The organism is Polaribacter filamentus, assembly GCF_002943715.1.
Lineage (GTDB): Bacteria > Bacteroidota > Bacteroidia > Flavobacteriales > Flavobacteriaceae > Polaribacter > Polaribacter filamentus.
In genome coordinates, this window is record NZ_MQUA01000013.1 from 2,835,922 (window position 1) to 2,862,916 (window position 26,995).

Here is a 26,995-nt window from a genome sequence, read left to right on the forward strand (position 1 = left end):
ATTTAAAATATCACCACTTAATTGAAGTAATTGTACTCCAATTTAGATTCCTCAAACTACGCTTTACTTTTTTGAGCCATTCCAAAACACTTAGATCCTTGAAAATATCCCAACTTAATTGAGCGCCAATTACATAACCATTTGCATCGCCTTGAAATACATTATTATCATATATTTCATAACTTCCAAAAGCCATCAATGGATTTGTTTTAGAAATACCTGTATAACTTGCAGAAATATTTGGTAAAAACATCGCATTTGTTTGATTATAATCTGCTTTTGCTTTGTTAAACTCTTGTTCAGAAATTTTAATAGCAATATTATTTTCTGATACTTTTAATAACAATGCTGCCTTTGTAATTAGCACTGTTTTTTGCGCTTGTTTAGTTAACGTAAAACTTAATAAAAAAGATCACATTTCTGAAATTTTTGGAGAAACTGCAACAAATGGGTCTCAAATTTTAGATATTCGTTTTGGAGGAAAACCGCTAAAAAATGTAACTTTAGGATTGGCTGTTTTAAATGTTTTTAACACTAGGTATAACAGTCATTTAAACTTTTCGTTTACAAACCAAGCAGACTTTGGAAAAACACCAATTACAAAACTTGGCCGCAATTTCTCTGCTTTTCACAGTATACTTTTTAGCTTTTAAAATCCAGACCTCAAAGGTTTTAAAAACCTTTGAGGCCTGGATTAAAATATTCTATTTATTTCTTTACAAGCTTTACAAACAACTCCATTTCTTGTCTATTATGAAACGAGTTATAACATTTTGTAAAAACATCTAGTGTAAAATAAGTTTCGAAATAAGGAATATATTCTTTTCTATTTCCACCAAAAGGTGGATGATCCTCATTTAGTTTTGCATCAAAAAGCAACCCAACCAACTTTCCTTTTTCAGTTAATAAATCATTTATTTTTGAGGCATATGTTGCTCGCAAATTAGGATTGATTGCACAGAAAAAAGTTTGCTCTATAATTAAATCAAACTGCATTTCTAAATCAAAAAAATTGGCTTGTATTAATTGATTTGTTGGAAAAGCAGGAACTCTTTTTTTAATATTTTCAATCGCTGTTTTAGAAATATCTACAACGTAAACATTTGTAAAACCTTTATTAAAAAGATATTCTGCTTCGTGAGAATTACCTCCACCAGGAATTAGAATTTTTACTTCTTTGTTAGATAATTGATCAAAATAGGTTTTTAATGGCGGCGAAATTTCACCCAAATCCCATCCAATTTTATTGCCCTTGTACTTATTATCCCAAAAATCCTCGGTTAAATCTATCATGTACAACTAAATTAATAAAAGAATCAACTGTAAAAATACAAGTGATTTTTGACTGAAATTAACTAAAACTATTTATAATTGAAACTAAATCCTTTTTTTGGACAACTCCAGATTGTTTCCAAACTTGTTTGCCTGACTTATACAAAATTAAAGTTGGTACACCTCTAACTTGATATTTAGCTGCCAACGGTTGGTTTTTATCAACATCAATTTTAATAATTGACACTTTATCACCAAGAACATCTTTTACTTCTTTTAAAATCGGACTCATCATTTTACAAGGTCCGCACCATTCAGCAAAAAAATCTACTAATACTGGTTTATCTTGCTGTATGATTTCTAAAAATTTGCTCATGTCTAAGAATATTTTATTAAGTTGTAGTAGGACTGTGACAAACATAACAGTTCTTTTGCATTAACTTTTTACCTGTATAATCTTGCGCGTTTAAAACTGTTTTTTTTGCATCATAAAATGGCTTTTGAGCATCTTTACAACTAGATAAGAAATCAAATACAATTAAAAGAGTAACTGTTTTCATCTTTCTTTTTACAAAAATAAGATGTATTTAATTAATATACGGATACTTATGTTACAATTCTAAAACTTTAATACTATTTCTAAAAAGCTGAATTTTACTTTCATTTTCAAGCTTTTTTAGAAGCTTAGAAATAACGACTCTAGAAGTATGTAAATCCTCCGAAATTTGTTTGTGGGTTAATTGTAAAACATCACTACGGGTAACCATTGCTTTGTCTTTTAGATATTTAAAAAGGCGTTCATCCATTTTTAAAAGAGCAATCGTATCTACCGCATCTAAAAGTTCATCCATTCTATTATGATAACTTTGCAAAATATAAGATTGCCAGGTTTTATAAGCGCTTAACCATTCTGCCATTTTTTCTTTTGGCAACAAAAGTATTTCTACATCTGTCTCTGCTAAAGCTCTAATTTTACTTTTAGTTTGCCTAATGCAACAAGAAAGTGTCATGGCACAAGTATCTCCTTTTTCTAAATAATACAACACCAATTCATCACCATTTTCATCTTCTCGTAAAATCTTGATGGCTCCGTTAAGTAATAATGGCATTGTTTTGATATAATCTCCTATTTCAATTATTGTTGTATCAGCAACAAACTCTTTGTAAACACCTATTTGTTTTATTTCGTCGATAAGGGCGTCTTCAAATAAATATCCAAAATTAACATTAAACTGATTCATTAAGCGTGTTTTATTATTAACCCGTTGTGCATTATAAATAGTTAAAAAAAGTTATTCATTTGACTATTAAAAGTCGTATATTTAATTGACAATCAATCGATTAAATACGATGAATAACTTTAGAGCAAATTACGATAAAATTTTAGAAGTCTTAGCCACAATTACAGAAAAGGAACAATTTTTACGTCAAAACAGGAAACCAAAACTAAAAGACATTGAATTAATCGCTATGAATTTAACAGCAGAATATATGGGTATAGACAGTGAATGTCAGTTGTTTCGGGATATTCCAGAATATTTGTTTGCTAAAATAGAGCGATCAGTTTACAATAAACGGAAGCGAAAATTATTTTTTGCCATTGAATTTATAAGAACTCAACTCTCCAATAAGTTCACGGAGTTTGAAAACTATTATGTAGTAGATAGTATGCCTTTGGAGATTGTAAAACTCTCAAGAAGCGGGAGAAGTAAAGTTTGTAAAGAGTACTTTTATTCAGCCCCAAATAGAGGTTATTGTGCTAGTCAAAACATGCATTATTATGGCTATAAAATACATGCTGTTTGTTCTATTGATGGCGTGTTTAAAAGTTTTGATATTAGCAAAGCTTCTGTACATGATATTCATTATTTAAAAGACATTAAAAATCAGTTTAATAACTGTGTGGTTTTAGGGGACAAAGGATACCTAAGTGCTGACTATCAGTTAGATTTATTTGAGAGTAAACAAATTAAATTAGAAGTTCCAATGCGTAAAAATCAACAGAATTACAAAAAACAAACGTATATTTTTAGGAAGAAAAGAAAACGAATTGAGACCTTGTTTTCTCAACTTTGTGACCAGTTTAAAATACGGAATAATTATGCGAAAACTTTTGAAGGTTTTAAGACAAGAATTCTCTCAAAATTAACAGCACTAACTATCATTCAATACATTAACAAATTTGTTTTTAATAGGAATATAAACAATTTAAAAGTCAATATTGTTTAAATGCACAACGGGTATTATTAGAATGATTTCGATAAAATTAAGCAAAGAAAGTCTAATAATAAAGTGAATCTAAATTAGATTGAAGTACACAATTAATTCTTAAGTTTATAGCTATTCATCAAAAGAAAAACAGCTACAACTAAACCAATAACCACCAAACAAGCACACCAATCATTATTGTGCCGTTGATCCAAGAAACTAGAGGTGAATTTAAGTAATTTATCCTTTTCTGTTTTTAAATTATAAAATTAACAACTCGTATTCTTATAAAATTACTTCCAAGATTACAAAAAGAAAATCCGAATGCAATTAGTTTTGAGCTTCATTACCCAGAAACAAAAGCACAAAGTATTTATGTAGAAATTTCTTAAAGAAAACGGTTGTTTTATGATGCTGATTTTCGTTTTTTTAATCAAAACTTCTTATAAGAAATAGAAACTGAAGCTATTTATAGCAAGTACGAAAAGGCTATAATTCTGGATGAAATAGTAAGGATGAATTATGACATTTATATTGATACAACTGGAGGAATTGTCGGAAAAATTATCGCTTTTATTGCTAGTTTACTATCTGCAAGTTTACCCGTTACTGGCATATTATTATGGTACGGCAGAACATATAAAAAAAAATACTTCTATTGAAAACTAAAATTTCTAAAATCGGTTTTTTTCATCATCTTTATAACTTTAAAATAATTTGAATGTTTCTTGATTTTTGTCTGTCAAAATTTAATGAAAAAACAAAAAAGCTGATCATATAGAAAACAATCATTTTAGAAAATTTAACACTCTTATAAATAAATATTGAATTTCTGCTCAAATACAAATAGCGCATTATTCTTTTCTTCAGTTGATAAAATTTCTGATGAAATCTGGCGCAATCTTGATTGTGAAAGTAACGTTTATTTTCATCGAAGTTTTTTAAAAGCGATTGAAGAAAATCATCCTGACATCATTTTTTCTTACATTATTTTAATTGATAAGGATAAAAAACCAATCGCGTTTGCTTCCATTCAAATTGTTGATTTTTATATCGATACCATCAAAAATGATATTGAAATTTTAATACGAAAATTAAAAAATATAGGAAGAAAGTTTCATATCATTCCAGATAAAAAACCGCTAAAATTATTAATTTGCGGTAATACCTTTGTTAGCGGGGAACATGGAATTTTTATCAAACAAAAGCAAGATAAAAAACTCCTAATTAAAAAATTAGCGAAAGCAATTTTACATTTTTCAAATGCTGATAAAAAACTAAAAATTGATGCTTTTCTATTAAAGGATTTTATAAACGAATCGCTTTTAATTACCGATGAATTGAAAGACTTTAATTACCATCCTTTTTCTGTAGAACCAAATATGGTTTTAACTTTGGATGAAAATTGGCAAAATTTTGATGATTATTTAGCATCAATGAAAACCAAATTTAGAGTAAAAGCACGCAAAGCGCATAAGCAAAGTGCCGCTATAACAATTGAAGAAGTAACCAAAGAAGACCTAGTAAATCAATTGCCAGAAATGACTGCTTTGTATAAAAAAGTAGCTTCGAATGCCGATTTTAATTTGGGCAATTTTAATTTGGAAACCTATACAAACCTCAAAGAAAAGTTTGGCGAAAACTATATTTTAAAAACCTATTGGTTAAACCATAAAATCGTTGGTTTTATATCCGGGGTTATCAATCAAAATTCTTTAGATGCACATTTTGTTGGTATTGACTACGAACTAAATAGAGAGTATGCAATTTACCAAAGAATGTTATACGATTATATCGAAATTGCCATCAGTAAAAGATTAAAAACCATCAATTTTGGCAGAACTGCCAGCGAAATTAAAAGTTCAGTTGGTGCAGAACCAAGAGATTTAACCATGTATTTTCGTCACAAAAAAAGCATCACAAACAGAATTTTAAAGCTATTTTTGCAACGTATACAACCTACGCCTTTTCATCAAAAATTTCCATTTAAAAACGCAAACAATCCCAATGAAGAATAGCAAAGAGCTTATAGATCTTTTAAATTTAAAAAAAATTAATAACAATACCTTTTCTGGGGATAGTGTTACAATTGGTAGTCCTAATGTTTTTGGAGGTCAGGTTTTAGCGCAGGCTGTAAACGCGGCATATAGAACAATTTCGGAGAATCGTTTTTTACATTCATTGCATTCTTACTTTCTAGAAGCGGGCGATTTAACGATTCCTATAAACTACCATGTTGAAGAAATTAGAGATGGTGGTAGTTTTTCCACTAGAAGAGTAACCGCGAAACAAAATGATAAAACTATATTTATTTTGTCTGCTTCTTTTCACAAAAAAGAAGATGGTTTTGAGCATCAAACAGCAATGAGAAGCAACATAAAACAACCAGAAGAATTAGTAAGCTGGGAAGATATGGTTGCTCAATTTGGAGATTTTTTACCAAAACGAATCAAGCATTTTTTAAGTATTGAGCGTCCAATAGATTTCAAACCTGTTCGAGTTCCTAATCCTTTAGAACCAGAAAACTTACCGGCTAAAGAAGAGATTTGGTTTAAATTAAAAGGCGATATCCCTAAAATGGATTTGCGTTTAAAACATCAAATATTAACCTATATTTCGGATTATAATATACTAAACGCGGCCTTTAACCCAAATGCAAAAGAACATAATTTTGGCAATACACAAACGGCAAGTTTAGACCATTCTATGTGGTTTTTTAGAGATTTTGAGTTTAATGATTGGATGTTGTTTTCTGCCGAATCCCCAAATACTTTTGGAGCAAGAGGTTTAAGTAAAGGTAATATTTATACAAGAAAAGGTAAATTAATTGCTTCTTTTGCGCAAGAAGGTTTAATGAGACCGAAGAAATAGTAAGCAGCAGTAGCAGTAGCAGTAGCAGTAGCAGTAGCAAAATTAAAAAACTTAGAATAGATGAATCCAGTTACATACGTTTTAACCACAAATGGTTTATTATTTTTATTGAGTATTATTTTTTGGAAATTTCCGCCAAAAAAAATCAACAAAATATATGGTTACAGAACTTTCAAAGCAATGCTAAATGAAGATATTTGGAGCTTCGCTAACAGCACATTTAACAAAAATTTTCTTATTTACGCAGGTATTTCCTTTTTAGCTGCTCTAATTTTAGCCTCTATTTCTGTGCAAGAATTAACTTGGCAGCCTATGATTTTAGTTATGTTATCACTTCTTGTAAGTGTTATAAAAACAGAAAAATCTTTATCTGATAATTTTACCGAAGAAGGTGACAGGAAAAAATAGTTTAAAAATTAGCCACAAAAGAAAGCGATAAATTTCTTCCTGGAGATGAAACTCCTGAAGCAAATTCGATGTAATGTTCGTCAAAAATATTATCTAATCTTGCTAGTACTGAAAAGTTTTCAGTTACGGAATAACGCCCATTTATGCCTAAAGTAACCCAACTTGGCGTACCAGAATAAATGTCCTCATCATTGTTTGCATTGGCATCAACAACCGGAGTTAAATCGTGATTGTCAATTCCCTCAGTAAAATTAAAATCTGCAATATCTTTCTTACTATTAAACCTTAAAGCGGCACCAACTTCTATTTTATCCTTTATATAATTAACCTCAAACTGACCAAATAAAGGCGGAATGGAAGACATCGGTTCTCTCGTATCATAGGTTCTTCCCTTTGTATAAGTGATGAATCCTGATGTGTTAAAACTATTAGAAATTTTTCCTAAATAACTAATTGTATATCCTGTAATAAAAGCATTTCCTCTATTCTGATTGGCAACTGCATTGCCATATTCGCCATCAAATAAAACTTGATCACTTCCATTGAGGGTAAAATGATCTCTAATGATGTAATTGTCTAATAATGTATAAAAAATATTTGCTCCTAAACGGAATTTTCTATTATTAAAATATTTCTGAATCCCAACCTCTGCATTATAGGCAAACTCTGGTTTTACATCGATATTTGGTACAGTTACGTCCCCACTTTTTTCACGAACTCGACCAACGTCATCAATATTTGGGGAACGAAACCCAGAAGACAAAACACTATTTAATTGCCAATTTCTAGCAGGCTTGTAAACGTAGCCTAAAGTTGCTGTTACCGCAGAGTTATTTGAGCTAATTTCTGTTTCTGGAAGTTGTATAAACGTTTGATCTACCCAAGTTGCATGTAAATTTGTATTCGTAAATCTAATTCCTGAATTTAAAGTTGATTTCGGATTAATATCTTGCCTGTAATCGATATAAAATGCAGAACTTAAGTACTCACTTCCACCGTCAGGGTAGCGAGATTGCACCTTAAAATCATTCGAAAAACCATTAATTTCTCCGTTTGAAATATTCAAAGTTTTACCATAAGAATTAGAAGAAACATCATTATAAGCAAACTCAAAACCATAAGATAATGTTCTTCTATCATCATCTGTTAAAGGCACAGAAAAATCTCCATTTACACTAAAAACATCTACCTTCTCCTCTCTGTAAGAACGATCTAAACTCCCGAATTTTCTTTGAATTCTACTTTCTTGAAGGTTTTGATAAGCAATAGTTATGGTACCTCTTTCTAACCAATTTTTATAAGGATTGATGTCTAATTGCGATGAAATTAACAATCTTTTTTGAGGCCCATAATACCATTCTGCAAACTTTAAAGACGATACATCCGTTAAATCTTTTAACTCTGTTAACCGATCAAATCTTTGTATATCTGAAGATGTTGAATATTGTAAATTAATTTTTAAATCGGTATTTTTAGACAATGGAACAAAGAACTTTTGCAACACATCCGTTTGATTATAACCTGTATTTCTTAAAAAATTTGGGTTTTCGTTCTTCGTAGGGTTTTCCTCGTAATTTCCGTTTACATTTTCTGAATAGTAAAACACTTTTCCCCAATCAGCAAATCCGTGATTTCTATTTTCACCCGCTTTCAAATCGCCAAAATCTGAATACGAAACACTTGTAAAAGACGCCCAATTACTAAAACTTAATTCTGCCGAAACATTGGTTGTAATTTCTTGATTTACGGTTGAAAATCTTGAAAATAATTGACTGGAAACTTTATCTTCTTCAGATAATTTAGGTGTTTTTGTATAATAATGAATTACACCACCTAAAGCATCTGAACCATAAATTACAGATGACGGTCCAAAAACTACTTCGGTTTTATCTAATAAATTTGGAGCAATGGTAATTGAACTTTGCAAATGTCCTTTTCTATAAATAGCATTATTCATTCTAACGCCGTCAACCACCAACAAAACTCTGTTCGATTCCATTCCTCGAATTACAGGGCTTCCTCCCCCAAATTGCGATTTTTGAACTTTAATTCCAGGAATCGTTGCTAATAAATCCGCAGAAGTTTGAGCAGAAATTTTTTGAATATCTTTGGATGAAAGTACAGCAATTTGCTCTGCAATTCTTTTCGTTTTTTCTTCTTTCTTAAAAACAGAAATTACAACTTCATCTAATTGTTCTGACTGTTTGGTTAAATAAATAATAAAATTTTGCTTTTCTAAATTTGATTTTTTTATACTAATCATCGAATAAGACAAATGAGAAATCAGAATTATTTCATCGTCTTTAAATGAAGAAACATCAGCTAAACCGTCAGAACCTGTGGTTAAACTAATGGTTGCGTCGAAATTATAAATAGTAACATTGTTTACTTTTTTTCCGGTTTTTTTATCTAAAACTTTTATTTTTTGAGCAAAGGTTACACTGCTAAAAAAAACAACAAATACTAAAACGGTAAACTTCATCATCAACTAAAAACGGTTTCTAAGACTTGTAAAGATTTTGGGTTTCTAAAACTGTCTAAATGTAATTTAAAATACTGTATGATTACTTTTAAAACAAGCTGCCTTTCCTCTTTGCTATAAATAACATTTTCTAGTGTATCAAAAATTATGCCTAACAGCTTTTTAAATTGATAAAAATCGTTCTTTGAAATCACATTTTTTTCATGAATGTTATCAGAAAAAATACCTTCTAGCAAATCAAATCCTTTTTTGTTTTTATCTGATGTATCAGGGTAAAAACCTAAAAACCCACTTAAATTCAGTAAGAATAATAAATGAAAATTTGCAACTCTGTCATGCACATCTAACCAGATAAAAGCCGTTTCTAAATATTCGTAAAGCGCTAAATTCTGCTCTTCCTCTTGAATTGAATTAGACAGAACTTCTGATAAAAAAAGCACTACTGATTGTTTTACAATATCTGTATGAAATGTTTTATACGGATGTATTACTTGCAATTCCTTTATAGAATTTAAAGTATTTTTTGAGTTATGATTGGCTACAATTCTTAGTTGCGTTAAAGGCTGAAAGTATGCCGCTTTTAATCCGGATTTTTTTGGTTTTAAAACACCTCTTATTAAATAGGTTTTAACACCTTCTTCTTGTGTGTAGCATTTTACAATTAAGCTGGTATCACCATATTTTAGTGAACTTAAAACAATGGCGTTCGTAGTTACAACTGCCATTAATTTACAATCGCTATTTTAGTTGTTGTTGTTTCCGAAGCATCATCATTTACTAAAAGGACAACATAAATACCCGATGCCACTTTTTTACCCGCTAAGTTCTTTTTGTTCCAAACTACTTTACCACCTTGCAATTCTTGCCCTTCTACAACATTGGTTTCATAAACTAAATTACCTGCAACATCAAGTATTTTTACATTTGTTCCTTTTGGTAAATGGGTTCCATTTCTACCATCGATCGTTATGACTTCATGATTTTTTAACGCAGGATTTGGGTATGAGTAAACATCACCTAAAACCTCACCAAAAGTTGCAACTTTACTATTATATGCAACAATGCCTTTTTCTGTAGCAAAATATACTTTTCCGTTTGAGGTATCTGTTCTAATTTTTAAAATTTTGTTAGACGGTAAAGGAGAATTTACTTTGCTAAAGTTTGCTAAAGTTTTTTGTCCTGATGGGTTTGTGTATAAAACACCACCACTATCCGTTCCAAACCATTTATTGTCGGCACCATCAACCGTTATTGTATTAATTCTTTGATCTCCCAACAAGCGCTCTCCTACTCCGTTTTCTTCAATAATAACAGGTTCAGCATTTAAAATATCTGCATCAAAAACACCAGCAGCATTTCTGTAGACAACCATGCCAGATCTTGTACCCAACCAAACTCTATTACTTTTATCTACAGCTACTGTTAACACATCTGTATCTGGCAAATTCCCAAGATTTGGTGTTGCAGTTAATGCTCTTTTTCTATTGCCATTTTCATTGAACACAAAAACGCCATTTCTTCTTGAACCATACCAAATACTATTTGATCTATCTATAGCCATTTCACTTAGACCAAAAGCGCTGCTTGTTTTTACGGATGACATATCATAGCTAGACCATTGGCCAGAAGCCGAAAACTTTTTCAACTCATTTGATACACCAATATTAGTAACCCATAAATTACCTTGACTATCAAAAGCCGATGCACTAATTCTTAAAGTAACTCTATTTGGTAATAAAGGTTCTATATCTTGCAAAGGACTATTTAAATGATTATAAAACGTTTTAATTTCATCATTTTCTACGACTAATAAACCACCTGTAGAAACACTATTAATAGCGCCTGTGTCTCCAAAAGAACTTATATATACTTTGTATTCTGCAGCAGGATCAATAGAAATATAATTTAAATCAGTAACAGGAAATGCTGGATTGAATTTTGTGTTTATCCAATTTTCTCCATCAAAATGACTAAACCCCTGTTTTTTTTGCATAGGTCCATAAACTCCGTCATAACCACCATATACAACCCAAAGATTATTATCTTTTACTGCTATTGAAAAAACATCATTTGATAAAGGACCTTCCGGATGAATTTCTTGATACGTATTGATTTGAGCAAAACTGGTTTTTAAAATTCCGAATTCTTTGGTCGCTAAATAGATAGTGTTATTCTCATAAAAAGCATTTAATAATGTAAAATCGAATTCTAGGTTTGAAGTAAATTCAGCAAGTTCATTTTGACTTAAATCTAAAACGATCGCTTTTTTATTTAAAGCAATTGTTAAATTAGTACTCGAAGATTTTAAGCCAATTATTCGTTCAAAGAAATCTCTTACTAGCGTTAATATACCATTGTTGAATTGAAACAATTTAGAGCCTTCTGAAACATATAATTTATTATTAAAAAGTGAAATGTCGTTAAAATTACGACCTATAAATTGTTGTTGCCAATTCTTAAAATCAATTAAAAGTTTGCTAGTTAAAGTTGCATTAAAAATTCCATCTTCTGTAACCGCATAAATTTTTCCATCAGAAATGACTGTTTTATTTATAATTAAAGATGTTGAACTGTTTCCTATAAAAAAAGTATCTCCAAATTCTAGCTTTTCTATGTCATATTCCACAATTGCAAAAGGTGTAGAAAGGTATAATGTGTTTCCAGATTCAGAAATATGATTGATGCTTTTTTCACCTGTTTGATTAAAATTTATAATATCTGATGAAATTGTAACACTTTCATTCTCATCAATTACTTCAATTAATCCGTTTTGATAGCCAATAATCAATCTTTTAAAAGTAGCATTATAATGAATTGAGGAAGTGGTTTCACCCGATAAACCTTGAATTGACGAAAGTTTTTTAATTTCTAACGTAGTTTCATCAAAAGTAAAAATAGCATTATCCACCAAAGCGTAAATAATAGCATCCACTTTTACAAAATCTTTTACATTATTATATGAGTAGAAATCTTCCCAAGAATTGCTGTAATTTATTTGAGCGTTTGTAATTACAAAGAAAAACAAGATGTATATTGATAAAAGTTTCTTCATTATTTTAATTTTAATTCCCAAAGATATTTATTAATTAAAACAAAACTCACTAATACTGATATTAGTACAAATTATAAATCATTTAGAAATACTAAGATAGTTTTTTATAAAATTATTAATACTAATTTTGAAACAAACTAAATTTAAAAAAATGTATTTTTATATTTATTTACAGATTTTTAATACTTGTGAAGAATAAAAATTTGTTCTTTACAAGAAAAATATAAACAATGAAGCTAATTACGTTAGACGATTTTATAGATACATATTTCAAAATAAGACAAAGAGGAAGTAGTTTTTTATTTTCAAAATTTAATTTTAATAACGAAAAAAGGACAAAAAGTGCTTTTGATAATACTTCTTTTATTTCTTCAAATTTTTGGTCAATCCCTAAAGTTTTAGAACGTTGGAATCTTTTAATTACAGGAAAAAAAGATCAAAACTATATAGATTTTCTAACTCAAGATTTTCTAAAGGATAAATCTGGATTAAGACTCCTTTCTTTAGGTTCTGGTATCAGTAATCGAGAAATAGAATTAGCAGAACATAACACTATTTTTAAAGAAATTGTTTGTGTGGATATTGCGGATAATCTATTAAAAATTGCTGCTAAAAGTGCAAAAGAAAAAACATTACAAATATCAAATTTATTGCAAAGAACATTGACATTTTTGATTTTAAAGAGAATGATTTTGATATCATATTTTTTAAATCTTCTTTACATCATTTTGATAATATTGAATATTTTTTATCAGGTAAAATGAAACATAGTTTAAAACCAGACGGACTATTAATAATTAATGAATTTGTTGGCACCACAAGACACCAATTCCCTAGGAATCAAATTAATGCAATAAATGATGCAATTGCTATAATTCCAAAAAAATTTAGAACAAGATTTAGAAGTAAATTTTATAAAAATAAATACAGAGGAGTTGGTATATTAAGAATGATTATAGCAGATCCTTCCGAATGCATTGATTCTGGGAGTATAATGCTTTCAATCCATAAAAATTATAATACAATTCTAGAAAAACCTTATGGGGGAAATCTATTAATGAGTGCCCTGAGAGATATATCACATCACTTTTATGAATTAAATGATGAAAAAGAGAAAATTTTGGATAATCTTTTTAAATTGGAAGATGAATATTTGAAAAAAATAATTCTGATTTTATATTTGGTGTGTACGAAAATAAAAAGAGTTTATGAGTTTAGAAATTGAAAGAAAATTTTTAGTGGAAAATGAAGATTTTAAAACAGAAGCTTATCAGAAAAAACTGCTAAAACAAGGGTATTTAAATTCTGATAAAAATAGAACCGTACGAATTCGAATTGCAGATGATAAAGGTTTTATAACAATTAAAGGAAAATCGAATACAACAGGTACAACACGTTTTGAATGGGAAAAAGAAATTGATATTTTAGAAGCCGAACAACTACTTTTATTGTGCGAACCTTCAATTATTGATAAAACACGGTTTTATGTAAAAAGTGAACATCATATTTTTGAGGTTGATGAGTTTTACAGCGATAACCAAGGGTTAATTGTTGCAGAAATCGAATTAAATTCTGAAAACGAGCAATTTAAAAAACCCTCTTGGTTAGGCAAAGAAGTTACAGGGAATATAAAATATTACAACTCAAGTTTAAGCAAAAATCCTTTTAAAAAATGGTAATTTTTAAAGATTATAGATCGCTATAAAATGACTGAGACTTCCTAACAAAACAAAAACATGAAAAATAAAGTGATTATAAGGTATCTTTTTTATGGAGTACAGAATAGCACCGATAGAATAAAAAACACCTCCAACAATTAAAAACTGCAAGCCTTCCGGTGTTAAACTTTGCATTAAGGGTTTAATAAAGAATAACACTTGCCAACCCATTAACAAATACATTGCTGTAGAAACTTTATCAAATCTGCCAGTAAAAAAGAGTTTTAAAATAACACCCGTTAAAGCAAAAAGCCACACAAATAAAAACATATACCAGCCTAAATTAGAATTTAAGCCAACTAAACAAAACGGAGAATAACTACCCGCGATTAGGACATAAATTGCAGAATGATCAAAAATATTTAGTCTTCTTCTTTTCTTTGGAGTTTTTGCTGCGTGATAAAAAGTAGAAGCTGCATATAAAATAATTAAACTTAAACCGTAAATAATAAAACTTATTGGTTCCCAAAAACCTGTAAATTCTATCGATTTAAGTATTAAAAAAGGAAAAGCAATGACACTTAAAACCAATCCTAAACCATGAGAAAGCACATTTAATTTCTCTTCTGTAGTACTATAACGGTGATTTAAACTCTCGCTCATTATTTGGTCTATTTGTATCGTTCATATATTTTTTATCACTCAATAAATCGTCTTCAATGATGTTAAAAACTTGCTGTTTCAGTTTCTCCATATCTTGCAATGTCAACCCTTTAGTTTCTATAAATGCATGCTGATGAATTCTAAAAATACCTGGACTTCCTTTAAAAAAATCCCAAGAAAATAATCGTTTACAATCGTAATAAACCTGCGGAACTATTGGTATTTCAAATTCAATAGCCAAACTAAAAGCACCATTTTTAAACGGCGCTAAAACAATGTTTTCTGTAGGTACTAATCCTTCAGGAAAAATAGCCATACTTGTACCGTTATGCAATCTTTTCTTAGCCAATTCATATACTCTTTTTCTACTTTCAGAACAGCTTCTATCTACCACAATTACAACTTTCTTGTAAAAAAAACCAAAAACAGGTATTTTAATCAACTCATGTTTCCCAACAAAAACTATTGGGTTTTTACTTAAGGCAATTAACACAAAAGCATCCATTAATGAGGCATGATTTGGACAAAACATATAACTTTTATCAATTTCCGTAATTTGATCATTTTGTTCTTTTAGACGAAAACCCATTCCGTACACTAAAACTTTAGACAGAATTCTGGCAACTTTCCAAAAGAGATGATACTGTTCTTCTTTAAAAGAGAACAACAACATAAAAGGAGACAAAACTAAAATCGTTACAATCATTAAAGTGTAAAACCAAATTCGCCAAATTAAAAGAAAAGGTATTTTTAGATACTTCACACAAATTATTAAAGGTTAATTATTATTTGTAACAAAGAGCTAAAATAGGAATATTCTTTTGTTTATTGATTTTCTTAAACAAAACCTTATTTTTGTGCTCGCAGAGCGTTTAATTATATGACTCTTGTGCAAATAGATCTCAAAACACACAATTTAATGTCTAGAATTTTAACTGGAGTACAAAGTACCGGAACACCACATTTAGGAAATTTATTAGGGGCTATTTTACCCGCCATAAAAATGGCAAATGATCCTAAAAATGAAGCTTTTTTATTTATTGCTGATATGCATTCTTTAACTCAAATTAAAGACGGAAAGCAATTAAGAGAAAATACGTATAGTACTGCTGCTACTTGGCTAGCTTGCGGTTTGGACATCAATAAAACTGTTTTTTACAGACAAAGTGATATTCCTCAAGTAACAGAATTAACTTGGTATTTAAGCTGTTTTTTTCCGTATCAACGGTTAACATTAGCACATAGTTTTAAAGATAAAGCAGATCGATTAGAAGATGTGAATTCGGGTTTATTTTCATATCCAATGTTAATGGCAGCCGATATTTTATTATATGATGCAGAAATTGTACCTGTTGGTAAAGATCAATTACAACATTTAGAAATGGCGCGTGATGTAGCAAACAGATTTAATAACATTGTTGGCGAAACTTTAGTTGCTCCTGATGCAAAAATACAAGAACACACAGAATTAGTTCCTGGAACTGATGGTGGAAAAATGAGTAAATCTAGAAATAATATCATTAATATTTTCTTGACGGATAAAAAACTAAGAAAACAAATAATGGCGATTAAAACGGATAGTACTCCTTTAGAAGCCCCTAAAAACCCTGATATAGATAATGTATTTGCGCTTTATAAATTACTAGCTTCGGATGCACAAATTGTTGTAATGAGAGCAAATTATGAAGGTGGAAATTATGGGTATGGTCATGCAAAACAAGCACTCTATGAATTAATTGTAGAGAAATTCACCACAGTTAGAGAACGATATACTCATTTTATGGAAAACAAAAATGAAATTGATGATGCACTTAAAATTGGAGCAGAAAAAGCTACAATTGTAGCAAATGAAGTTTTAAAAAGAGTTAGAGCAAAAATTGGGTATTAATACAAATTATAAGTTTATCAAGAATGCCGTTAAAAGCGGCATTCTTTATTTTTAAATATAAAACTACATTCCGAATTGACAAATTAAACCACCCATAATTGCTAGCGTTACAATCCAATATCCAGCATTAATCGCCACATATTTTACGCTCTTTCTCTCAAACATTGCGATGATTGCAATTACTGGCATGGCTAAAAACAACCCTGATAATACTCCATGAAGTGCGCCATGTTTAAAAGTTCTAAAACGATCACCATAATTTGATAAGAAATCTTGGAAATACGTAAATGCTTCTCCTGTACTTTCTGCAAAACCTGGTTCTCCTGCTAAAGTGGAATACACACCCATTTGATGTATGGTTGCAGGTAACAAAAAAATTGCTAGAAATAAACTAAACACGTAACTCAAAATTAAAGTTAATACTATGTTTTTGTTTGCTAAAGATTCTTTAGTGAATCCTAATTCTTTCATCCAAGCGTTCCCAAATAAAGGACCGTACCAAACAAAACCAATAACTAACGGAACTAAAGCCGCTAAAAAAAAGATATAAAAATTCATTTCCATAATTAAAATTGTTTATTGATTGATTTTCAAATATAGGAAATAAGCTTTTGACTGTAAATAGGACATAAAAAAAAGTCTAAAATTTAACGTTTTAGACTTTCTATATTTATATTTTAAATTCCACTATTTAATCTTCATCGATTTTGCAATGGCTTCCAATTCAAAAAGAAAAGCTCTTTTGTTTACGGATGGTGCGTATGTAAATCCTTCAAAAATAATTAATCTATTGTTTTTTTTATCAATTATAGTATAATTTAGAAAAGGCCCAGCCATAAAATCATTTTTTACCTCCCATTTTCCACGAGTTTCATACGCTTTTTTTCCATCAATAACAGCATCAAAAGTAAAAGGCGTATAGGCTTCTTCTGTAATCATGTGTTGTGTTTCTGCATCCGTACCAGGAATATATTTTTCTCCAATACTATCTCTAACCGCAACAATATTATCTGCAACTTTACTTTCATCAGTCAAAGGAATTGAATATACTAAAATATTATTGCTACCTGTTTTTGCAATTCCGCTTGTTAAATGATTTCTTAACCACAGAAATTCTCCTGTATCATCTACAATATTAAACTTCGTAGGTATGGTTAAAGAAATGCCTAAATTTTGAAGTGTTTTATAATGCGTATTATCCTGTTTGTCTTTTTCGAAGATACTTTGCGTAAATTTTACATCCGCTTCTAAAAAAATACTTTTAATTTCTTTTTTGTATTTCTGTAAGAGTTTTATAATACCGGCATCATCTTTTGCTTGAACGTAAACAACCGTCTGTGGTTGCGCATATATATTGTTTTTTACAGAAAAACCTTCGTTATTACTTTCTGAAATAATTAAAATATTTCTGCTCGCTTTCATCATAGAGCTAAATCCACTTGGCGCAACTTGAGAAACATCTAAAATAGGCTCTGGTTGTGGTAAACCCACTATTAATTCTCCAAAAGAATTACGCACTTCTTTACCCACATCACCTGTCCAATCGCTAATTTTAGCAACCACCATCACTTTATTTAATTTACCAATAGATTCTTTTAATATAACCTTGTCATTACCTACACAAGAGGATAACAAAATAGTGATTACTAGAATAGAAAATATTTTTTTCATGGGTTTAGCTTTTATAAATTTTTAGTTTAGTTCCGGTTTTTAAACTCTTAGCACTCCAAATATTGTTCCACTTTTTAATTTCTTCAATAGAAACATTTTTAAATTTTTTAGAAATAGTCCAAAGTGAGTCACCTTCTTTCACAATATACACTTCATAGTCGTCTTTTCCTGTTGCCGATGTCTTTTTTTTACTTGTTGTTTCTATTTGTGCTGCAGAGGCCTTCCTTGAAAAAATAGTAAGCCTTTGACCTATTCTTAAATGACTGTTTTTTAACGTGTTCCATCGTTTAATATCGCTTACTCTCACACTAAATTTTTCTGCAATTTTCCCTAAAAAATCACCATTTTTCACTCTGTAACGAATACTATTATCCATTTCAAAATACTTAGGCATAGGTTTTTCTCTTGAAGCTTCATCAGCTTCAGCTAATGCATAAATTTCTTTTTCTTTTTCTAAAAATTCAATAATTTTATCTTTTGGTAACCTTAACGCATAATTATGATCTTTTATAAAAGGAATTATATCTAATTTATAAACAGGGTTTAGAAAAGAAATTACGTTTTCTTCTACTTTTAGTATTTCTGTAATATGATCAAAACCAATTGTTCTTTTTACCCGAATTGTATCTGTTTCAAAGTTAAAAAACTGAGGTAGTTCTGAATATATATCATGTTCTTCTGCATATTCAAAAATATACATAGTAGCATAAAACGCAGGAACATAACTTGCTGTTTCTCTTGGTAAATAAGGTCTTATATTCCAATAATTCTTATTGCCTCCAGATCTTTGTATCGCTTTTGAAACGTTTCCTGGTCCAGAATTATAAGCTGCCAATGCTAAATCCCAATCGCCAAAAATCTTGTATAACTGACTTAAATATTGACAAGCTGCAATTGTTGATTTTACAGGATCTTGACGTTCATCAACATAAGAACTTACATTTAAATCAAACTGTTTTCCTGTGCCATACATAAATTGCCATAAACCAGTCGCACCTGCTCTTGATTTTATTTGAGGATGCAATGCCGATTCCACAATCGCTAAGTACTTCATTTCTAAAGGAATATCATACTCATCTAAATATTGCTCAAAAATCGGAAAGTAATACTTTGCTCTCGCTAACAACTGAGGAAAATACTTTCTTCGGGATGACAAATAACTATTAATTACTTTTTCTAAACCCGGATTATAGGCTAAATTAAAAGGCGTTTTCTGGTTTAAAATTAATAAGCGTTGCTTTAATAAATCTGTCGTTAAAATTGATGCAGTAGTGCCTATAATATCCTTATCATCAATAACATATTCCAAACTATCTACTAATGCAGAATTAAATTTTTCATCAACCAACAAGCTATCCATCGTTATTAAATCCTCGCTAGAAAACAAATCTGGCTCAATAATTTTTTTGGTTTCAGATTTAACTAATGATAAAGTATCAATTTTGACCTTTACTGTACTGTTTTTTTCTTTTTGAGAAAAAATAGAAAGGCTAAAAAGTAGCAGAAATAAAAAAATTTTCATAAATTATATATCTAATTCTAATACTATTGGGCAATGATCTGAATGTTTGGCTTCTGATAAAATATAAGCTCTAGAAATTTTATCCTTCAAAGGACTAGAAACCATAGCATAATCTAAACGCCAACCTTTATTATTAGCTCTAGAATTTGCTCTATAACTCCACCAAGAATATTCTTGTGCATCCGGATTCACATACCTGAAACTATCTATAAATCCGTTATGGATAAAAGCGCCCATCCAAGTTCTCTCTTCGGGTAAAAACCCAGAAACTCCTTTCATTTTCGGGTTGTGAATGTCTATTTCCTCGTGGCAAATATTATAGTCTCCACAGATAACTAAATTCGGAATTTCTTGCTTTAAATTATGGATGTATTCTTGAAATTCATCCATATAGTTGAACTTATAATCTAATCTTTCTAAATTTGTTCCCGAAGGTAAATACAAACTCATCACAGAAACTTCGTCAAAATCTACACGTAAATTTCTACCTTCAAAATCCATAGATTCAATTCCTGTTCCATATTCAACATGATTTGGTTTTTCTTTACAAAAAATAGCTACTGAAGAGTACCCCTTTTTCTGTGCTGAGAACCAATAATGATAAGGATAGCCCGCATTTTCAAATTCAGAAAGCTCTAATTGTTCTTTATGAGCTTTGGTTTCTTGTATGCAAATTACATCTGGATTTGCAGCTTGTAACCAATCAATAAAACCTTTTTTCAAGGCTGCTCTAATTCCGTTTACGTTGTATGATATTATTTTCATGAAGGCCTGTCTTTACTTCTTCCCAGAAGGAAGAAATACTCTTATTTTAGTTCGCTCGTTAAATTTTATTAATGAATACTTTTTTGAAAAGCAGCCATTTTATTTGTTCTTCTGCTCCATGCTGTTTTTCTACAACTTTTACTCTTGGTGACAAAATATAAGCTAATATTACTGCTATTGAAGTACTAATTACTATTTCATCAATTTCGAAAAAATTTTCAGTTATCAGCATAAAAACAACTATTAATAATGGATTGATTAACCAATATATTTGTTTAAATAGTTTCATCTTATCGCTTTTTATTCATAAAGTAACGTTTCTTTCTTTTAGCAAAAAAATTTAAGATAGCACCATTTCTGGTATTTCTCCATTTACAATTAAAGTACCTTCTGTTGTATTTTTAATCTCTTCTACAGAAACCCCAGGAGCTCTCTCTAATAAATGGAACTCATTATTTTTAACCTCTAAAACTGCTAAATTCGTAACCACTTTGGTTACACAACTAACCCCTGTTAAAGGCAATGAACATCGTTTTAAAATTTTAGATTCACCTGCTTTATTGGTGTGCATCATGGCAACAATAATATTTTCTGCGGATGCCACTAAATCCATAGCACCACCCATTCCTTTTACCATTTTCCCTGGAATTTTCCAGTTGGCAATATCGCCATTTTCTGAAACCTCCATGGCACCAAGAATTGTTAAATGCACATGTTTGCCACGAATCATCGCAAAACTCATTGAAGAATCAAAAAAACTGGCACCTGGCATTGTGGTAATCGTTTGCTTACCGGCATTTATAACATCTGCATCTTCTTCTCCTTCAAACGGAAAAGGTCCCATTCCAAGTACTCCGTTTTCTGATTGAAATTCTACTTCAATATCATTTCTAACGTAATTTGCAACCAAAGTCGGAATTCCGATTCCTAAGTTTACGTAAAAACCATCTTGAATTTCTTGTGCAATTCGTTTTGCAATACCGTTTTTGTCTAACATAATATTAACTTGATAATTAATAGATTTGATAATTAACCTTTAAAAGTTGAAATAATTTTATTTAGAATCTTAATAATTACCGTTAAATAATTAAACATTTTTTCATCTAGATCTGGGCAAAACTCTGATGTTTCATAAAGTTATAACCAGTATTCTATTTCGTCATTTTCTTTTGCTGCAATTTTAAATTTTTGAATAAAATCTATTTTACTCTCTGCATTTTTTGCTTCTCTATTATTTGCCCCAATAGAAGCTCTACTTCTAAAAACCTGAGAAGAGATCGCGAATCTGTTATTACTTCTAACGAACTCAGAATAAGTAATTCTTTTAATGAAAATCTGAAGATAAAATCTAAAATAACCTTTTTTATCATTCCTCAGATTATCAAATTACCAAACTAAAGCATTTTCAAGTTAAACACGAACTGTTCGTTGTTCAATTCTTTTCTCGTAATTTTTACCCTGGAAAATGCGCTGTACAAATATTCCTGGAACATGAACATTGTTAGGGTCTAACTCACCAACGGGAACTAGTTCTTCTACTTCTGCAACAGTAATTGTTGCAGCGCCACACATATTCGGATTAAAATTTCTTGATGTTCCTTTAAAAACTAAGTTCCCAGCAGCATCGCCTTTCCAAGCTTTTATAAAAGCGAAATCTGCTTTAAATGCCTGCTCTAACACGTACATTTTCCCGTCAAACTCTCTCGTTTCTTTTCCTTCCGCAACTTCTGTTCCGTATCCTGCAGGGGTGTAGAATGCAGGAAACCCCGCTTGAGCAGCTCTACATTTTTCTGCTAAAGTTCCTTGTGGCGTTAACTCTACTTCTAATTCTCCTGATAACATTTGGCGCTCAAATTCATCGTTTTCACCAACGTAAGAGGAAACCATCTTTTTAATTTGCTTATTTTGCAGCAATAAACCCAAACCAAAATCATCAACACCAGCATTGTTAGAAATACAAGTAACCTCTCTAACATCTAATTTTACCAATTCAGAAATTGCATTTTCAGGTATACCACACAAACCAAAACCTCCTAACATAAAAGTCATTCCGTTTTTCACACCTACTAAAGCTTCTTGAACATTGTTTACTTTTTTGTTTATCATATTTTAATATTTTATAAGTAGTTTATGCAATACTAATCTAAGTCTATATCCTTTAAAAATTGGTGTCCCCACCAGTATTTGTATTCTTTTCCTCTTCCGATTTTCCTGCACAATCTAAATTAATAGTTAGTTCTTCTGGTCTTATAAAATCTTCTTTACTTATTTTTAAAGTTTTATCTTCATAACATTTTTTCATAAATAAAGCCCAAGTTGGCAGTGCCATTGTTGCTCCTTGACCTTTTGAAATACCTGCAAAATGCACCGCTCTATCTTCACCACCCGTCCAAACACCCGTTGTTAAATTTGGCACAATCCCCATAAACCAACCATCAGATTGATTTTGAGTTGTACCTGTTTTACCCGCAATAGGATTTGTAAATAAATAAGGAAAACCTGTAACAGCCGTTCCACCTGAAGTGTACGTTGATCGCAATCTTATACCAGATCCAGATTCTGTTACCCCTTTTAATAATTCTAAAATTACATATGCCGATTCTTCACTTAAAACTTCTTGAGTTTGTGGCGTAAAATCCTTTAATACTGTTCCGTTTTTATCTTCGATTCTTGTAATAATCATAGGTCTAACGCGCAAACCTTTATTGGCAAATGTGCTGTAAGCGCTTACCATTTCTAATAATGATAATTCCACAGCACCAAGTGCTAGTGATGGATTTGCCGGAATTTCTGTTTCAATACCTGCCGCTTTTGCTAAACGCACAACATTTTCTGGTGTAACTTTGTCTATTAAATTTGCAGAAATTACGTTCACAGAAGTTGCTAATGCATCCTTTAAAGTAATCATTCCTCCATATTTTCCATTGGAATTTTCTGGCATCCAATCTTGCGGAATTCCATATTTTCCTTTTGGAATTGTATACGGAGTATTTGGCAACTCATCACAAGGAGACATTCTTAATTGATTTATTGCTGTTGCGTATACAAATGGCTTAAAAGTAGAGCCTACTTGTCTTTTTTGTTGGGCTACCGCATCGTATTTAAAATGTTTATTATCAATACCACCAACCCACGCTTTTATATGACCTGTTTGTGGTTCTATTGATAATAATCCTGAACGTAAAAAGAACTTATAATATTTTATAGAATCCATAGGAGACATAATTGTATCCTTATCTCCTTTCCAAGAGAAAACGCTCATTTCTGTTTTTGTATTGAAAATTTTATCTATTTCTTTGGATGATTTCCCTACTACTCTTAAACGTCTATATCTTTCTGAACTCTTTTTAGCTCTTTCAAAACTTCTTTCAATTTCGTCAGCATCTAAATCATAAAAAGGTGCTGTCTTATTTCTTTTTTGTTCCTCAAAAAAGTGCTTCTGTAAATTAGCCATATGCTCACTTACAGCTTCTTCTGCATATTTTTGCATTCTTGAATCTATGGTTACAAAAATTTTTAATCCATCACTAAAAATATCATACTGCTCGCCATTTGGTTTTGGATTTTCTTGCACCCAAGTTCGCATCATTTTTTGCAAATGTGCTCTAAAGTAAGTCGCTAAACCAACATCATGCCTTTCGGGCGTATAATTAAGACCTAAAGACAATTGCTGAAGCTTAACTTTCTCTCCTTCAGTAATAAAATCATTTTTAGACAGCTGCAATAAAACAACATTTCTTCTTTGTTTCACCAACTCTGCTCTTCGTAAAGGATTAAAATAAGATGAGTTTTTTAGCATCCCAACCAACATTGCAGATTCATTTAACTTTAAAGCTATCGGTTCTTTACCAAAGTAAATTCTGGCTGCAGAACGAATACCAACTGCCTGATTTAAAAAGTCATATTTATTTAAATACATTGCAATAATTTCTTGCTTTGTATATTGGCTTTCTAATTTTGTGGCTACCACCCATTCTTTTACTTTTTCAAGTACTCTTTTAACTTTATTTCTAGATTTTTCGCCAGTAAATAACATTCTTGCCAACTGCTGCGTTATGGTACTCGCACCGCCACTTCCTGGCTTTAAAACTGCTCTTGTTAAGCCTCTAAAATCTATTCCAGAATGTTCGTAAAAACGTTCATCTTCTGTTGCAATTAGTGCATTCACTAAATTATCTGGCAACTCATTAAACTTTACAGGGGTTCTGTTTTCTTTTGCATATTTACCAATGGTAACACCATCTGAAGAAATTACTTCTGTTGCAAGATTTGATTCCGGACTTTCTAAGTCTTTAAATGTTGGTAGCTCCCCTAAATAGCCCCAAGATGCAAACAAAAAGATAAATATGATAATTGTAAATCCGCCAAATATTATACCCCAAAACCATAGTAGGTACTTTTTAAAATTTATTGTTTCTTTTTTACTCATCTCCTTTTATTTTTTCGATACTTAAACCAACATCTTGCACACCTTCTAAAAACGGAATTACTTTGACTTCTCCGTTTTTACGCATTGCATGACGTATGTTTAGTAGATATTTTCCTGACGTAGGAAACACTTTTTGCTCTTTATAAAATAATTTATTTTCCTTAATTTCTGCAAATCCTTTTCCTAAAAATTTACCCGTTTCATCGGTCATTTCATATTGCAAAGTATCTACAATTTTGTTTCCATTAGGGAAATTTAATTCTGTAATCACATACAAATTACTAAAAGGATATTCATAATTATTTCTAATATTAATAAACAAATCTTTTGGTGAAATTGTATCTTCTACAGTAAACTCAAAAGAAATGTTTTTATTGGCTTGCCAAGAAGATCCTGGTACTGATTTATATTGGGTAAACTCAATTTTATCATTACAAGAAACAAAGAAAAGAAGCAGAATTAAAAACCCAAAACTTCTATTTTTCTTGGGGATTCTCTCCATTTTTAGGTTTATTATTTTTTCTATTTCTATTGTTTCTTCTTGGTTTATTTGCACTAGCACCTTCTCCTATTGGTTGATTTGGCTGATTTGACGAATCTGCCACCTTCGGATTTACTTCGGTTTTTAATTTTACTTCACCTTTTGGTTTTACAGCGGGTATTGGCTTTCTAGGCTGAGGATTCTTTTGTACACTATCTTTTGTTGTATTTGCATCCTCTGCAACAGGTCTAGGTTTTCTTTTCTGTGGTTTCTTTTTAACCACATCTTGAACAGCATTTGCGTCCGAAGAAGCTGGTCTTGGTTTCCTATTCGGATTTGGATTTCTGTTTTGCTGCGGTTTGTTCGTGTTTTCTCGTTGTGAATTTACTGCGGCTACAACTGGTTTTTTATTCCTATTATTTTTTCTGCGCTTACTTGCTTTTGGCTCATCAAAACGTGTTAAACTATCTTGACCAACTGCATCTTCAAAATTGACCGTTTTAGGAATTTCTATTTCAGATTCGTATTCTTCTAACGAAATAGATTTCTCGTTCTTTTTATTTAATTCAATAATTTCTTGAACCTGATCTAACGTTAATCTAAACCATTTAAAACGCTCTTCTTTATACGTGTACCACAAGTGTTTTTTAAAGATATCCATCTTAATAAAAACAGCCTCTCCTTTTTCGGTTTTTAAAACCAATTCTTGTTTTGGAAACGACTTTAAAGCATCTAAATAGCTATCTAATTCATAGTTTAAACAGCATTTAAGCTTACCACATTGTCCTGCTAATTTTAAAGGATTTAATGACAATTGTTGATAACGTGCTGCAGATGTTGACACTTTTCTAAAATCTGTTAACCAAGTAGAACAGCATAATTCTCTACCACAAGAACCAATACCACCTAATCTTGCGGCTTCTTGTCTTGCACCAACTTGTTTCATTTCTACACGAATAGAAAATGCACTTGCTAAATCTCTAATTAATTGTCTAAAATCTACTCTTGTTTCTGCCGTATAATAAAAAGTAGCTTTGTTTCCGTCTCCCTGATATTCTACATCAGAAAGTTTCATTTGCAAACCTAATCTTCCAAGAATTTCTCTTCCCCGTCTTTGGGTTTCTTCCTCCTTATCTCTGGACGCTTGCCAAATATCGATGTCTTTTTGAGAGGCTTTTCTGTAAATCTTCTTAACATCTTCATGATCTTCAGTAATATTGCGCTTTTTCATTTGCACCCTAACCAGCTCTCCGCCTAAAGAAACAATACCAATATCATGACCGGGAGAACTTTCTACAGCAACAACATCACCCATAGAAATGGTTAAATTCTCTGTATTTTTAAAGAAATGTTTTCTTCCGTTTTTAAAACGGACTTCATAAATATTAAAACGCTTTTCTCCACTGGGTAAGGTCATGTTAGAAAGCCAGTCAAAAACAGCTAGTTTTTCACTACCACTTCCACAAGTTCCTGTACCACAATTACCATTACTCTTGCAACCTTTTGGTACTCCATTTTCTGTTGTACCACAACTTCCACATGCCATGTAATTATATATTATTAGTTGTTAGTTGTTGGTTGATAGTTTTTAGTAACCTGCTACTAGAAACGAACACCATAAAACG

The 26,995-nt window shown here is 30.8% G+C and carries 29 protein-coding genes; 8 read left to right on the plus strand and 21 right to left on the minus strand.

The genetic code is table 11. The features are described 5' to 3' along the window. Nucleotides 1–10: 10 nt before the first annotated feature. From BST83_RS14965 to BST83_RS14980, 5 genes are all read right to left on the minus strand, one after another. The gene (locus tag BST83_RS14965) at nucleotides 11–367 is read right to left on the minus strand and encodes a TolC family protein (protein WP_104810481.1); all 357 of its coding nucleotides are present in this window, start codon (nucleotides 365–367) and stop codon (nucleotides 11–13) included. 341 nt (nucleotides 368–708) lie between these two features. Next, nucleotides 709–1,290, minus strand: coding sequence for a methyltransferase domain-containing protein (locus tag BST83_RS14970; protein ID WP_104810897.1), 582 nt, complete (start codon nucleotides 1,288–1,290; stop codon nucleotides 709–711). Nucleotides 1,291–1,351: 61 nt separating this feature from the next. Next, a complete protein-coding gene (gene trxA, locus BST83_RS14975) occupies nucleotides 1,352–1,648 on the minus strand; it encodes a thioredoxin (RefSeq protein WP_104810482.1) in 297 nt (98 codons plus the stop codon). A gap of 16 nt (nucleotides 1,649–1,664) precedes the next feature. Further along, on the minus strand, nucleotides 1,665–1,832 hold the full coding sequence (locus BST83_RS19650) for a cytochrome c (protein WP_146092181.1): 168 nt from the start codon (nucleotides 1,830–1,832) through the stop codon (nucleotides 1,665–1,667). A 51-nt stretch (nucleotides 1,833–1,883) separates the two neighbouring features. Then, nucleotides 1,884–2,513: a Crp/Fnr family transcriptional regulator gene (locus BST83_RS14980; RefSeq protein ID WP_104810483.1), complete on the minus strand. Its 630-nt coding sequence runs from the start codon at nucleotides 2,511–2,513 to the stop codon at nucleotides 1,884–1,886. A 109-nt stretch (nucleotides 2,514–2,622) separates the two neighbouring features. Here BST83_RS14980 and BST83_RS14985 point away from each other — a divergent pair, with 109 nt between their 5' ends. From BST83_RS14985 to BST83_RS15000, 4 genes are all read left to right on the plus strand, one after another. Further along, on the plus strand, nucleotides 2,623–3,501 hold the full coding sequence (locus tag BST83_RS14985; RefSeq protein ID WP_104808411.1) for an IS982 family transposase: 879 nt from the start codon (nucleotides 2,623–2,625) through the stop codon (nucleotides 3,499–3,501). An 803-nt stretch (nucleotides 3,502–4,304) separates the two neighbouring features. Next, nucleotides 4,305–5,498 (plus strand): peptidogalycan biosysnthesis protein, encoded by a 1,194-nt coding sequence (locus tag BST83_RS14990; RefSeq protein ID WP_104810484.1) that lies wholly within the window; start codon nucleotides 4,305–4,307, stop codon nucleotides 5,496–5,498. Next, nucleotides 5,488–6,351, plus strand: coding sequence for an acyl-CoA thioesterase (locus BST83_RS14995; RefSeq protein ID WP_104810485.1), 864 nt, complete (start codon nucleotides 5,488–5,490; stop codon nucleotides 6,349–6,351). Before BST83_RS14990 ends, BST83_RS14995 begins: the two co-directional genes overlap by 11 nt. Nucleotides 6,352–6,411: 60 nt before the next feature. After that, nucleotides 6,412–6,759: an SdpI family protein gene (locus tag BST83_RS15000; protein ID WP_104810486.1), complete on the plus strand. Its 348-nt coding sequence runs from the start codon at nucleotides 6,412–6,414 to the stop codon at nucleotides 6,757–6,759. A 1-nt stretch (nucleotide 6,760) separates the two neighbouring features. Here the strand turns inward: BST83_RS15000 and BST83_RS15005 are convergent, their stop codons facing one another. Genes BST83_RS15005 through porZ form a run of 3 tightly spaced genes read right to left on the minus strand, consistent with a single transcriptional unit; the run spans nucleotide 6,761 to nucleotide 12,293 of the window. Next, nucleotides 6,761–9,244 (minus strand): TonB-dependent receptor, encoded by a 2,484-nt coding sequence (locus BST83_RS15005; RefSeq protein WP_240614781.1) that lies wholly within the window; start codon nucleotides 9,242–9,244, stop codon nucleotides 6,761–6,763. After that, a complete protein-coding gene (gene recO / locus BST83_RS15010) occupies nucleotides 9,244–9,966 on the minus strand; it encodes a DNA repair protein RecO (protein WP_104810488.1) in 723 nt (240 codons plus the stop codon). Before recO ends, BST83_RS15005 begins: the two co-directional genes overlap by 1 nt. Beyond that, nucleotides 9,966–12,293, minus strand: a complete 2,328-nt coding sequence (gene porZ / locus BST83_RS15015; protein WP_104810898.1) for a type IX secretion system anionic LPS delivery protein PorZ — start codon at nucleotides 12,291–12,293, stop codon at nucleotides 9,966–9,968. Before porZ ends, recO begins: the two co-directional genes overlap by 1 nt. A 230-nt stretch (nucleotides 12,294–12,523) precedes the next feature. On the opposite strand from porZ, the gene BST83_RS20820 reads away from it, so the two are divergent. The 3 genes from BST83_RS20820 to BST83_RS15025 are packed head-to-tail and all read left to right on the plus strand — an operon-like array spanning nucleotide 12,524 to nucleotide 13,972. Beyond that, nucleotides 12,524–13,057 carry a class I SAM-dependent methyltransferase gene (locus BST83_RS20820; protein ID WP_146092182.1) on the plus strand — a complete coding sequence of 178 codons (534 nt, stop codon included), beginning with the start codon at nucleotides 12,524–12,526 and terminating at the stop codon, nucleotides 13,055–13,057. Further along, a complete protein-coding gene (locus BST83_RS15020; protein WP_367889198.1) occupies nucleotides 12,961–13,518 on the plus strand; it encodes a methyltransferase domain-containing protein in 558 nt (185 codons plus the stop codon). Before BST83_RS20820 ends, BST83_RS15020 begins: the two co-directional genes overlap by 97 nt. Continuing rightward, entirely contained in the window at nucleotides 13,502–13,972 is a 471-nt protein-coding gene (locus BST83_RS15025; RefSeq protein WP_104810490.1) for a CYTH domain-containing protein, read from the plus strand. Before BST83_RS15020 ends, BST83_RS15025 begins: the two co-directional genes overlap by 17 nt. A 3-nt stretch (nucleotides 13,973–13,975) precedes the next feature. On the opposite strand, the gene trhA is transcribed toward BST83_RS15025, so the two are convergent. Both trhA and BST83_RS15035 read right to left on the minus strand, forming a co-directional pair. Next, entirely contained in the window at nucleotides 13,976–14,614 is a 639-nt protein-coding gene (trhA, locus tag BST83_RS15030; protein ID WP_104810491.1) for a PAQR family membrane homeostasis protein TrhA, read from the minus strand. Then, the gene (locus BST83_RS15035) at nucleotides 14,586–15,377 is read right to left on the minus strand and encodes a lysophospholipid acyltransferase family protein (RefSeq protein ID WP_104810492.1); all 792 of its coding nucleotides are present in this window, start codon (nucleotides 15,375–15,377) and stop codon (nucleotides 14,586–14,588) included. The genes trhA and BST83_RS15035 overlap by 29 nt, the downstream gene beginning before the upstream one ends. 156 nt (nucleotides 15,378–15,533) lie before the next feature. Here BST83_RS15035 and trpS point away from each other — a divergent pair, with 156 nt between their 5' ends. Continuing rightward, nucleotides 15,534–16,502 carry a tryptophan--tRNA ligase gene (gene trpS, locus BST83_RS15040; RefSeq protein ID WP_104810899.1) on the plus strand — a complete coding sequence of 323 codons (969 nt, stop codon included), beginning with the start codon at nucleotides 15,534–15,536 and terminating at the stop codon, nucleotides 16,500–16,502. Nucleotides 16,503–16,565: 63 nt separating this feature from the next. Here the strand turns inward: trpS and BST83_RS15045 are convergent, their stop codons facing one another. From BST83_RS15045 to BST83_RS15095, 11 genes are all read right to left on the minus strand, one after another. After that, nucleotides 16,566–17,066 carry a DUF1761 domain-containing protein gene (locus tag BST83_RS15045; RefSeq protein WP_104810493.1) on the minus strand — a complete coding sequence of 167 codons (501 nt, stop codon included), beginning with the start codon at nucleotides 17,064–17,066 and terminating at the stop codon, nucleotides 16,566–16,568. 123 nt (nucleotides 17,067–17,189) lie between these two features. After that, the gene (locus tag BST83_RS15050; RefSeq protein ID WP_104810494.1) at nucleotides 17,190–18,173 is read right to left on the minus strand and encodes a DUF4837 family protein; all 984 of its coding nucleotides are present in this window, start codon (nucleotides 18,171–18,173) and stop codon (nucleotides 17,190–17,192) included. Between the two features lie 4 nt (nucleotides 18,174–18,177). Further along, entirely contained in the window at nucleotides 18,178–19,695 is a 1,518-nt protein-coding gene (locus tag BST83_RS15055) for a lytic transglycosylase domain-containing protein (RefSeq protein ID WP_104810495.1), read from the minus strand. Between the two features lie 3 nt (nucleotides 19,696–19,698). Beyond that, nucleotides 19,699–20,460: an exodeoxyribonuclease III gene (locus BST83_RS15060; RefSeq protein WP_104810496.1), complete on the minus strand. Its 762-nt coding sequence runs from the start codon at nucleotides 20,458–20,460 to the stop codon at nucleotides 19,699–19,701. Nucleotides 20,461–20,518: 58 nt separating this feature from the next. Further along, nucleotides 20,519–20,749: a hypothetical protein gene (locus BST83_RS15065; protein ID WP_104810497.1), complete on the minus strand. Its 231-nt coding sequence runs from the start codon at nucleotides 20,747–20,749 to the stop codon at nucleotides 20,519–20,521. Between the two features lie 51 nt (nucleotides 20,750–20,800). After that, nucleotides 20,801–21,457 carry a 3-oxoacid CoA-transferase subunit B gene (locus BST83_RS15070; RefSeq protein ID WP_104810498.1) on the minus strand — a complete coding sequence of 219 codons (657 nt, stop codon included), beginning with the start codon at nucleotides 21,455–21,457 and terminating at the stop codon, nucleotides 20,801–20,803. A gap of 140 nt (nucleotides 21,458–21,597) precedes the next feature. Further along, nucleotides 21,598–21,837: a four helix bundle protein gene (locus BST83_RS15075; protein WP_367889199.1), complete on the minus strand. Its 240-nt coding sequence runs from the start codon at nucleotides 21,835–21,837 to the stop codon at nucleotides 21,598–21,600. Nucleotides 21,838–21,870: 33 nt separating this feature from the next. Continuing rightward, nucleotides 21,871–22,566 carry a CoA transferase subunit A gene (locus tag BST83_RS15080; protein WP_104810499.1) on the minus strand — a complete coding sequence of 232 codons (696 nt, stop codon included), beginning with the start codon at nucleotides 22,564–22,566 and terminating at the stop codon, nucleotides 21,871–21,873. Nucleotides 22,567–22,618: 52 nt separating this feature from the next. Continuing rightward, nucleotides 22,619–24,889 (minus strand): transglycosylase domain-containing protein, encoded by a 2,271-nt coding sequence (locus BST83_RS15085; protein WP_104810500.1) that lies wholly within the window; start codon nucleotides 24,887–24,889, stop codon nucleotides 22,619–22,621. Continuing rightward, the gene (locus tag BST83_RS15090; RefSeq protein WP_104810900.1) at nucleotides 24,882–25,391 is read right to left on the minus strand and encodes a gliding motility lipoprotein GldH; all 510 of its coding nucleotides are present in this window, start codon (nucleotides 25,389–25,391) and stop codon (nucleotides 24,882–24,884) included. The genes BST83_RS15085 and BST83_RS15090 overlap by 8 nt, the downstream gene beginning before the upstream one ends. Then, nucleotides 25,366–26,916 carry a PSP1 domain-containing protein gene (locus tag BST83_RS15095; RefSeq protein ID WP_104810501.1) on the minus strand — a complete coding sequence of 517 codons (1,551 nt, stop codon included), beginning with the start codon at nucleotides 26,914–26,916 and terminating at the stop codon, nucleotides 25,366–25,368. The genes BST83_RS15090 and BST83_RS15095 overlap by 26 nt, the downstream gene beginning before the upstream one ends. Between the last annotated feature and the right edge of the window lie 79 nt (nucleotides 26,917–26,995).

Bases quoted from the DNA above. Each gene is read 5' to 3' on its own strand.
- trxA (WP_104810482.1), bottom strand. From the start codon at position 1,648: ATGAGCAAATTTTTAGAAATCATACAGCAAGATAAACCAGTATTAGTA.
- BST83_RS19650 (WP_146092181.1), bottom strand. From the start codon at position 1,832: ATGAAAACAGTTACTCTTTTAATTGTATTTGATTTCTTATCTAGTTGT.
- BST83_RS14980 (WP_104810483.1), bottom strand. From the start codon at position 2,513: ATGAATCAGTTTAATGTTAATTTTGGATATTTATTTGAAGACGCCCTT.
- BST83_RS14985 (WP_104808411.1), top strand. From the start codon at position 2,623: ATGAATAACTTTAGAGCAAATTACGATAAAATTTTAGAAGTCTTAGCC.
- BST83_RS14995 (WP_104810485.1), top strand. From the start codon at position 5,488: ATGAAGAATAGCAAAGAGCTTATAGATCTTTTAAATTTAAAAAAAATT.
- BST83_RS15000 (WP_104810486.1), top strand. From the start codon at position 6,412: ATGAATCCAGTTACATACGTTTTAACCACAAATGGTTTATTATTTTTA.
- BST83_RS15005 (WP_240614781.1), bottom strand. From the start codon at position 9,244: ATGATGAAGTTTACCGTTTTAGTATTTGTTGTTTTTTTTAGCAGTGTA.
- recO (WP_104810488.1), bottom strand. From the start codon at position 9,966: ATGGCAGTTGTAACTACGAACGCCATTGTTTTAAGTTCACTAAAATAT.
- porZ (WP_104810898.1), bottom strand. From the start codon at position 12,293: ATGAAGAAACTTTTATCAATATACATCTTGTTTTTCTTTGTAATTACA.
- BST83_RS20820 (WP_146092182.1), top strand. From the start codon at position 12,524: ATGAAGCTAATTACGTTAGACGATTTTATAGATACATATTTCAAAATA.
- BST83_RS15025 (WP_104810490.1), top strand. From the start codon at position 13,502: ATGAGTTTAGAAATTGAAAGAAAATTTTTAGTGGAAAATGAAGATTTT.
- trhA (WP_104810491.1), bottom strand. From the start codon at position 14,614: ATGAGCGAGAGTTTAAATCACCGTTATAGTACTACAGAAGAGAAATTA.
- trpS (WP_104810899.1), top strand. From the start codon at position 15,534: ATGTCTAGAATTTTAACTGGAGTACAAAGTACCGGAACACCACATTTA.
- BST83_RS15045 (WP_104810493.1), bottom strand. From the start codon at position 17,066: ATGGAAATGAATTTTTATATCTTTTTTTTAGCGGCTTTAGTTCCGTTA.
- BST83_RS15050 (WP_104810494.1), bottom strand. From the start codon at position 18,173: ATGAAAAAAATATTTTCTATTCTAGTAATCACTATTTTGTTATCCTCT.
- BST83_RS15055 (WP_104810495.1), bottom strand. From the start codon at position 19,695: ATGAAAATTTTTTTATTTCTGCTACTTTTTAGCCTTTCTATTTTTTCT.
- BST83_RS15060 (WP_104810496.1), bottom strand. From the start codon at position 20,460: ATGAAAATAATATCATACAACGTAAACGGAATTAGAGCAGCCTTGAAA.
- BST83_RS15065 (WP_104810497.1), bottom strand. From the start codon at position 20,749: ATGAAACTATTTAAACAAATATATTGGTTAATCAATCCATTATTAATA.
- BST83_RS15070 (WP_104810498.1), bottom strand. From the start codon at position 21,457: ATGTTAGACAAAAACGGTATTGCAAAACGAATTGCACAAGAAATTCAA.
- BST83_RS15080 (WP_104810499.1), bottom strand. From the start codon at position 22,566: ATGATAAACAAAAAAGTAAACAATGTTCAAGAAGCTTTAGTAGGTGTG.
- BST83_RS15085 (WP_104810500.1), bottom strand. From the start codon at position 24,889: ATGAGTAAAAAAGAAACAATAAATTTTAAAAAGTACCTACTATGGTTT.
- BST83_RS15090 (WP_104810900.1), bottom strand. From the start codon at position 25,391: ATGGAGAGAATCCCCAAGAAAAATAGAAGTTTTGGGTTTTTAATTCTG.
- BST83_RS15095 (WP_104810501.1), bottom strand. From the start codon at position 26,916: ATGGCATGTGGAAGTTGTGGTACAACAGAAAATGGAGTACCAAAAGGT.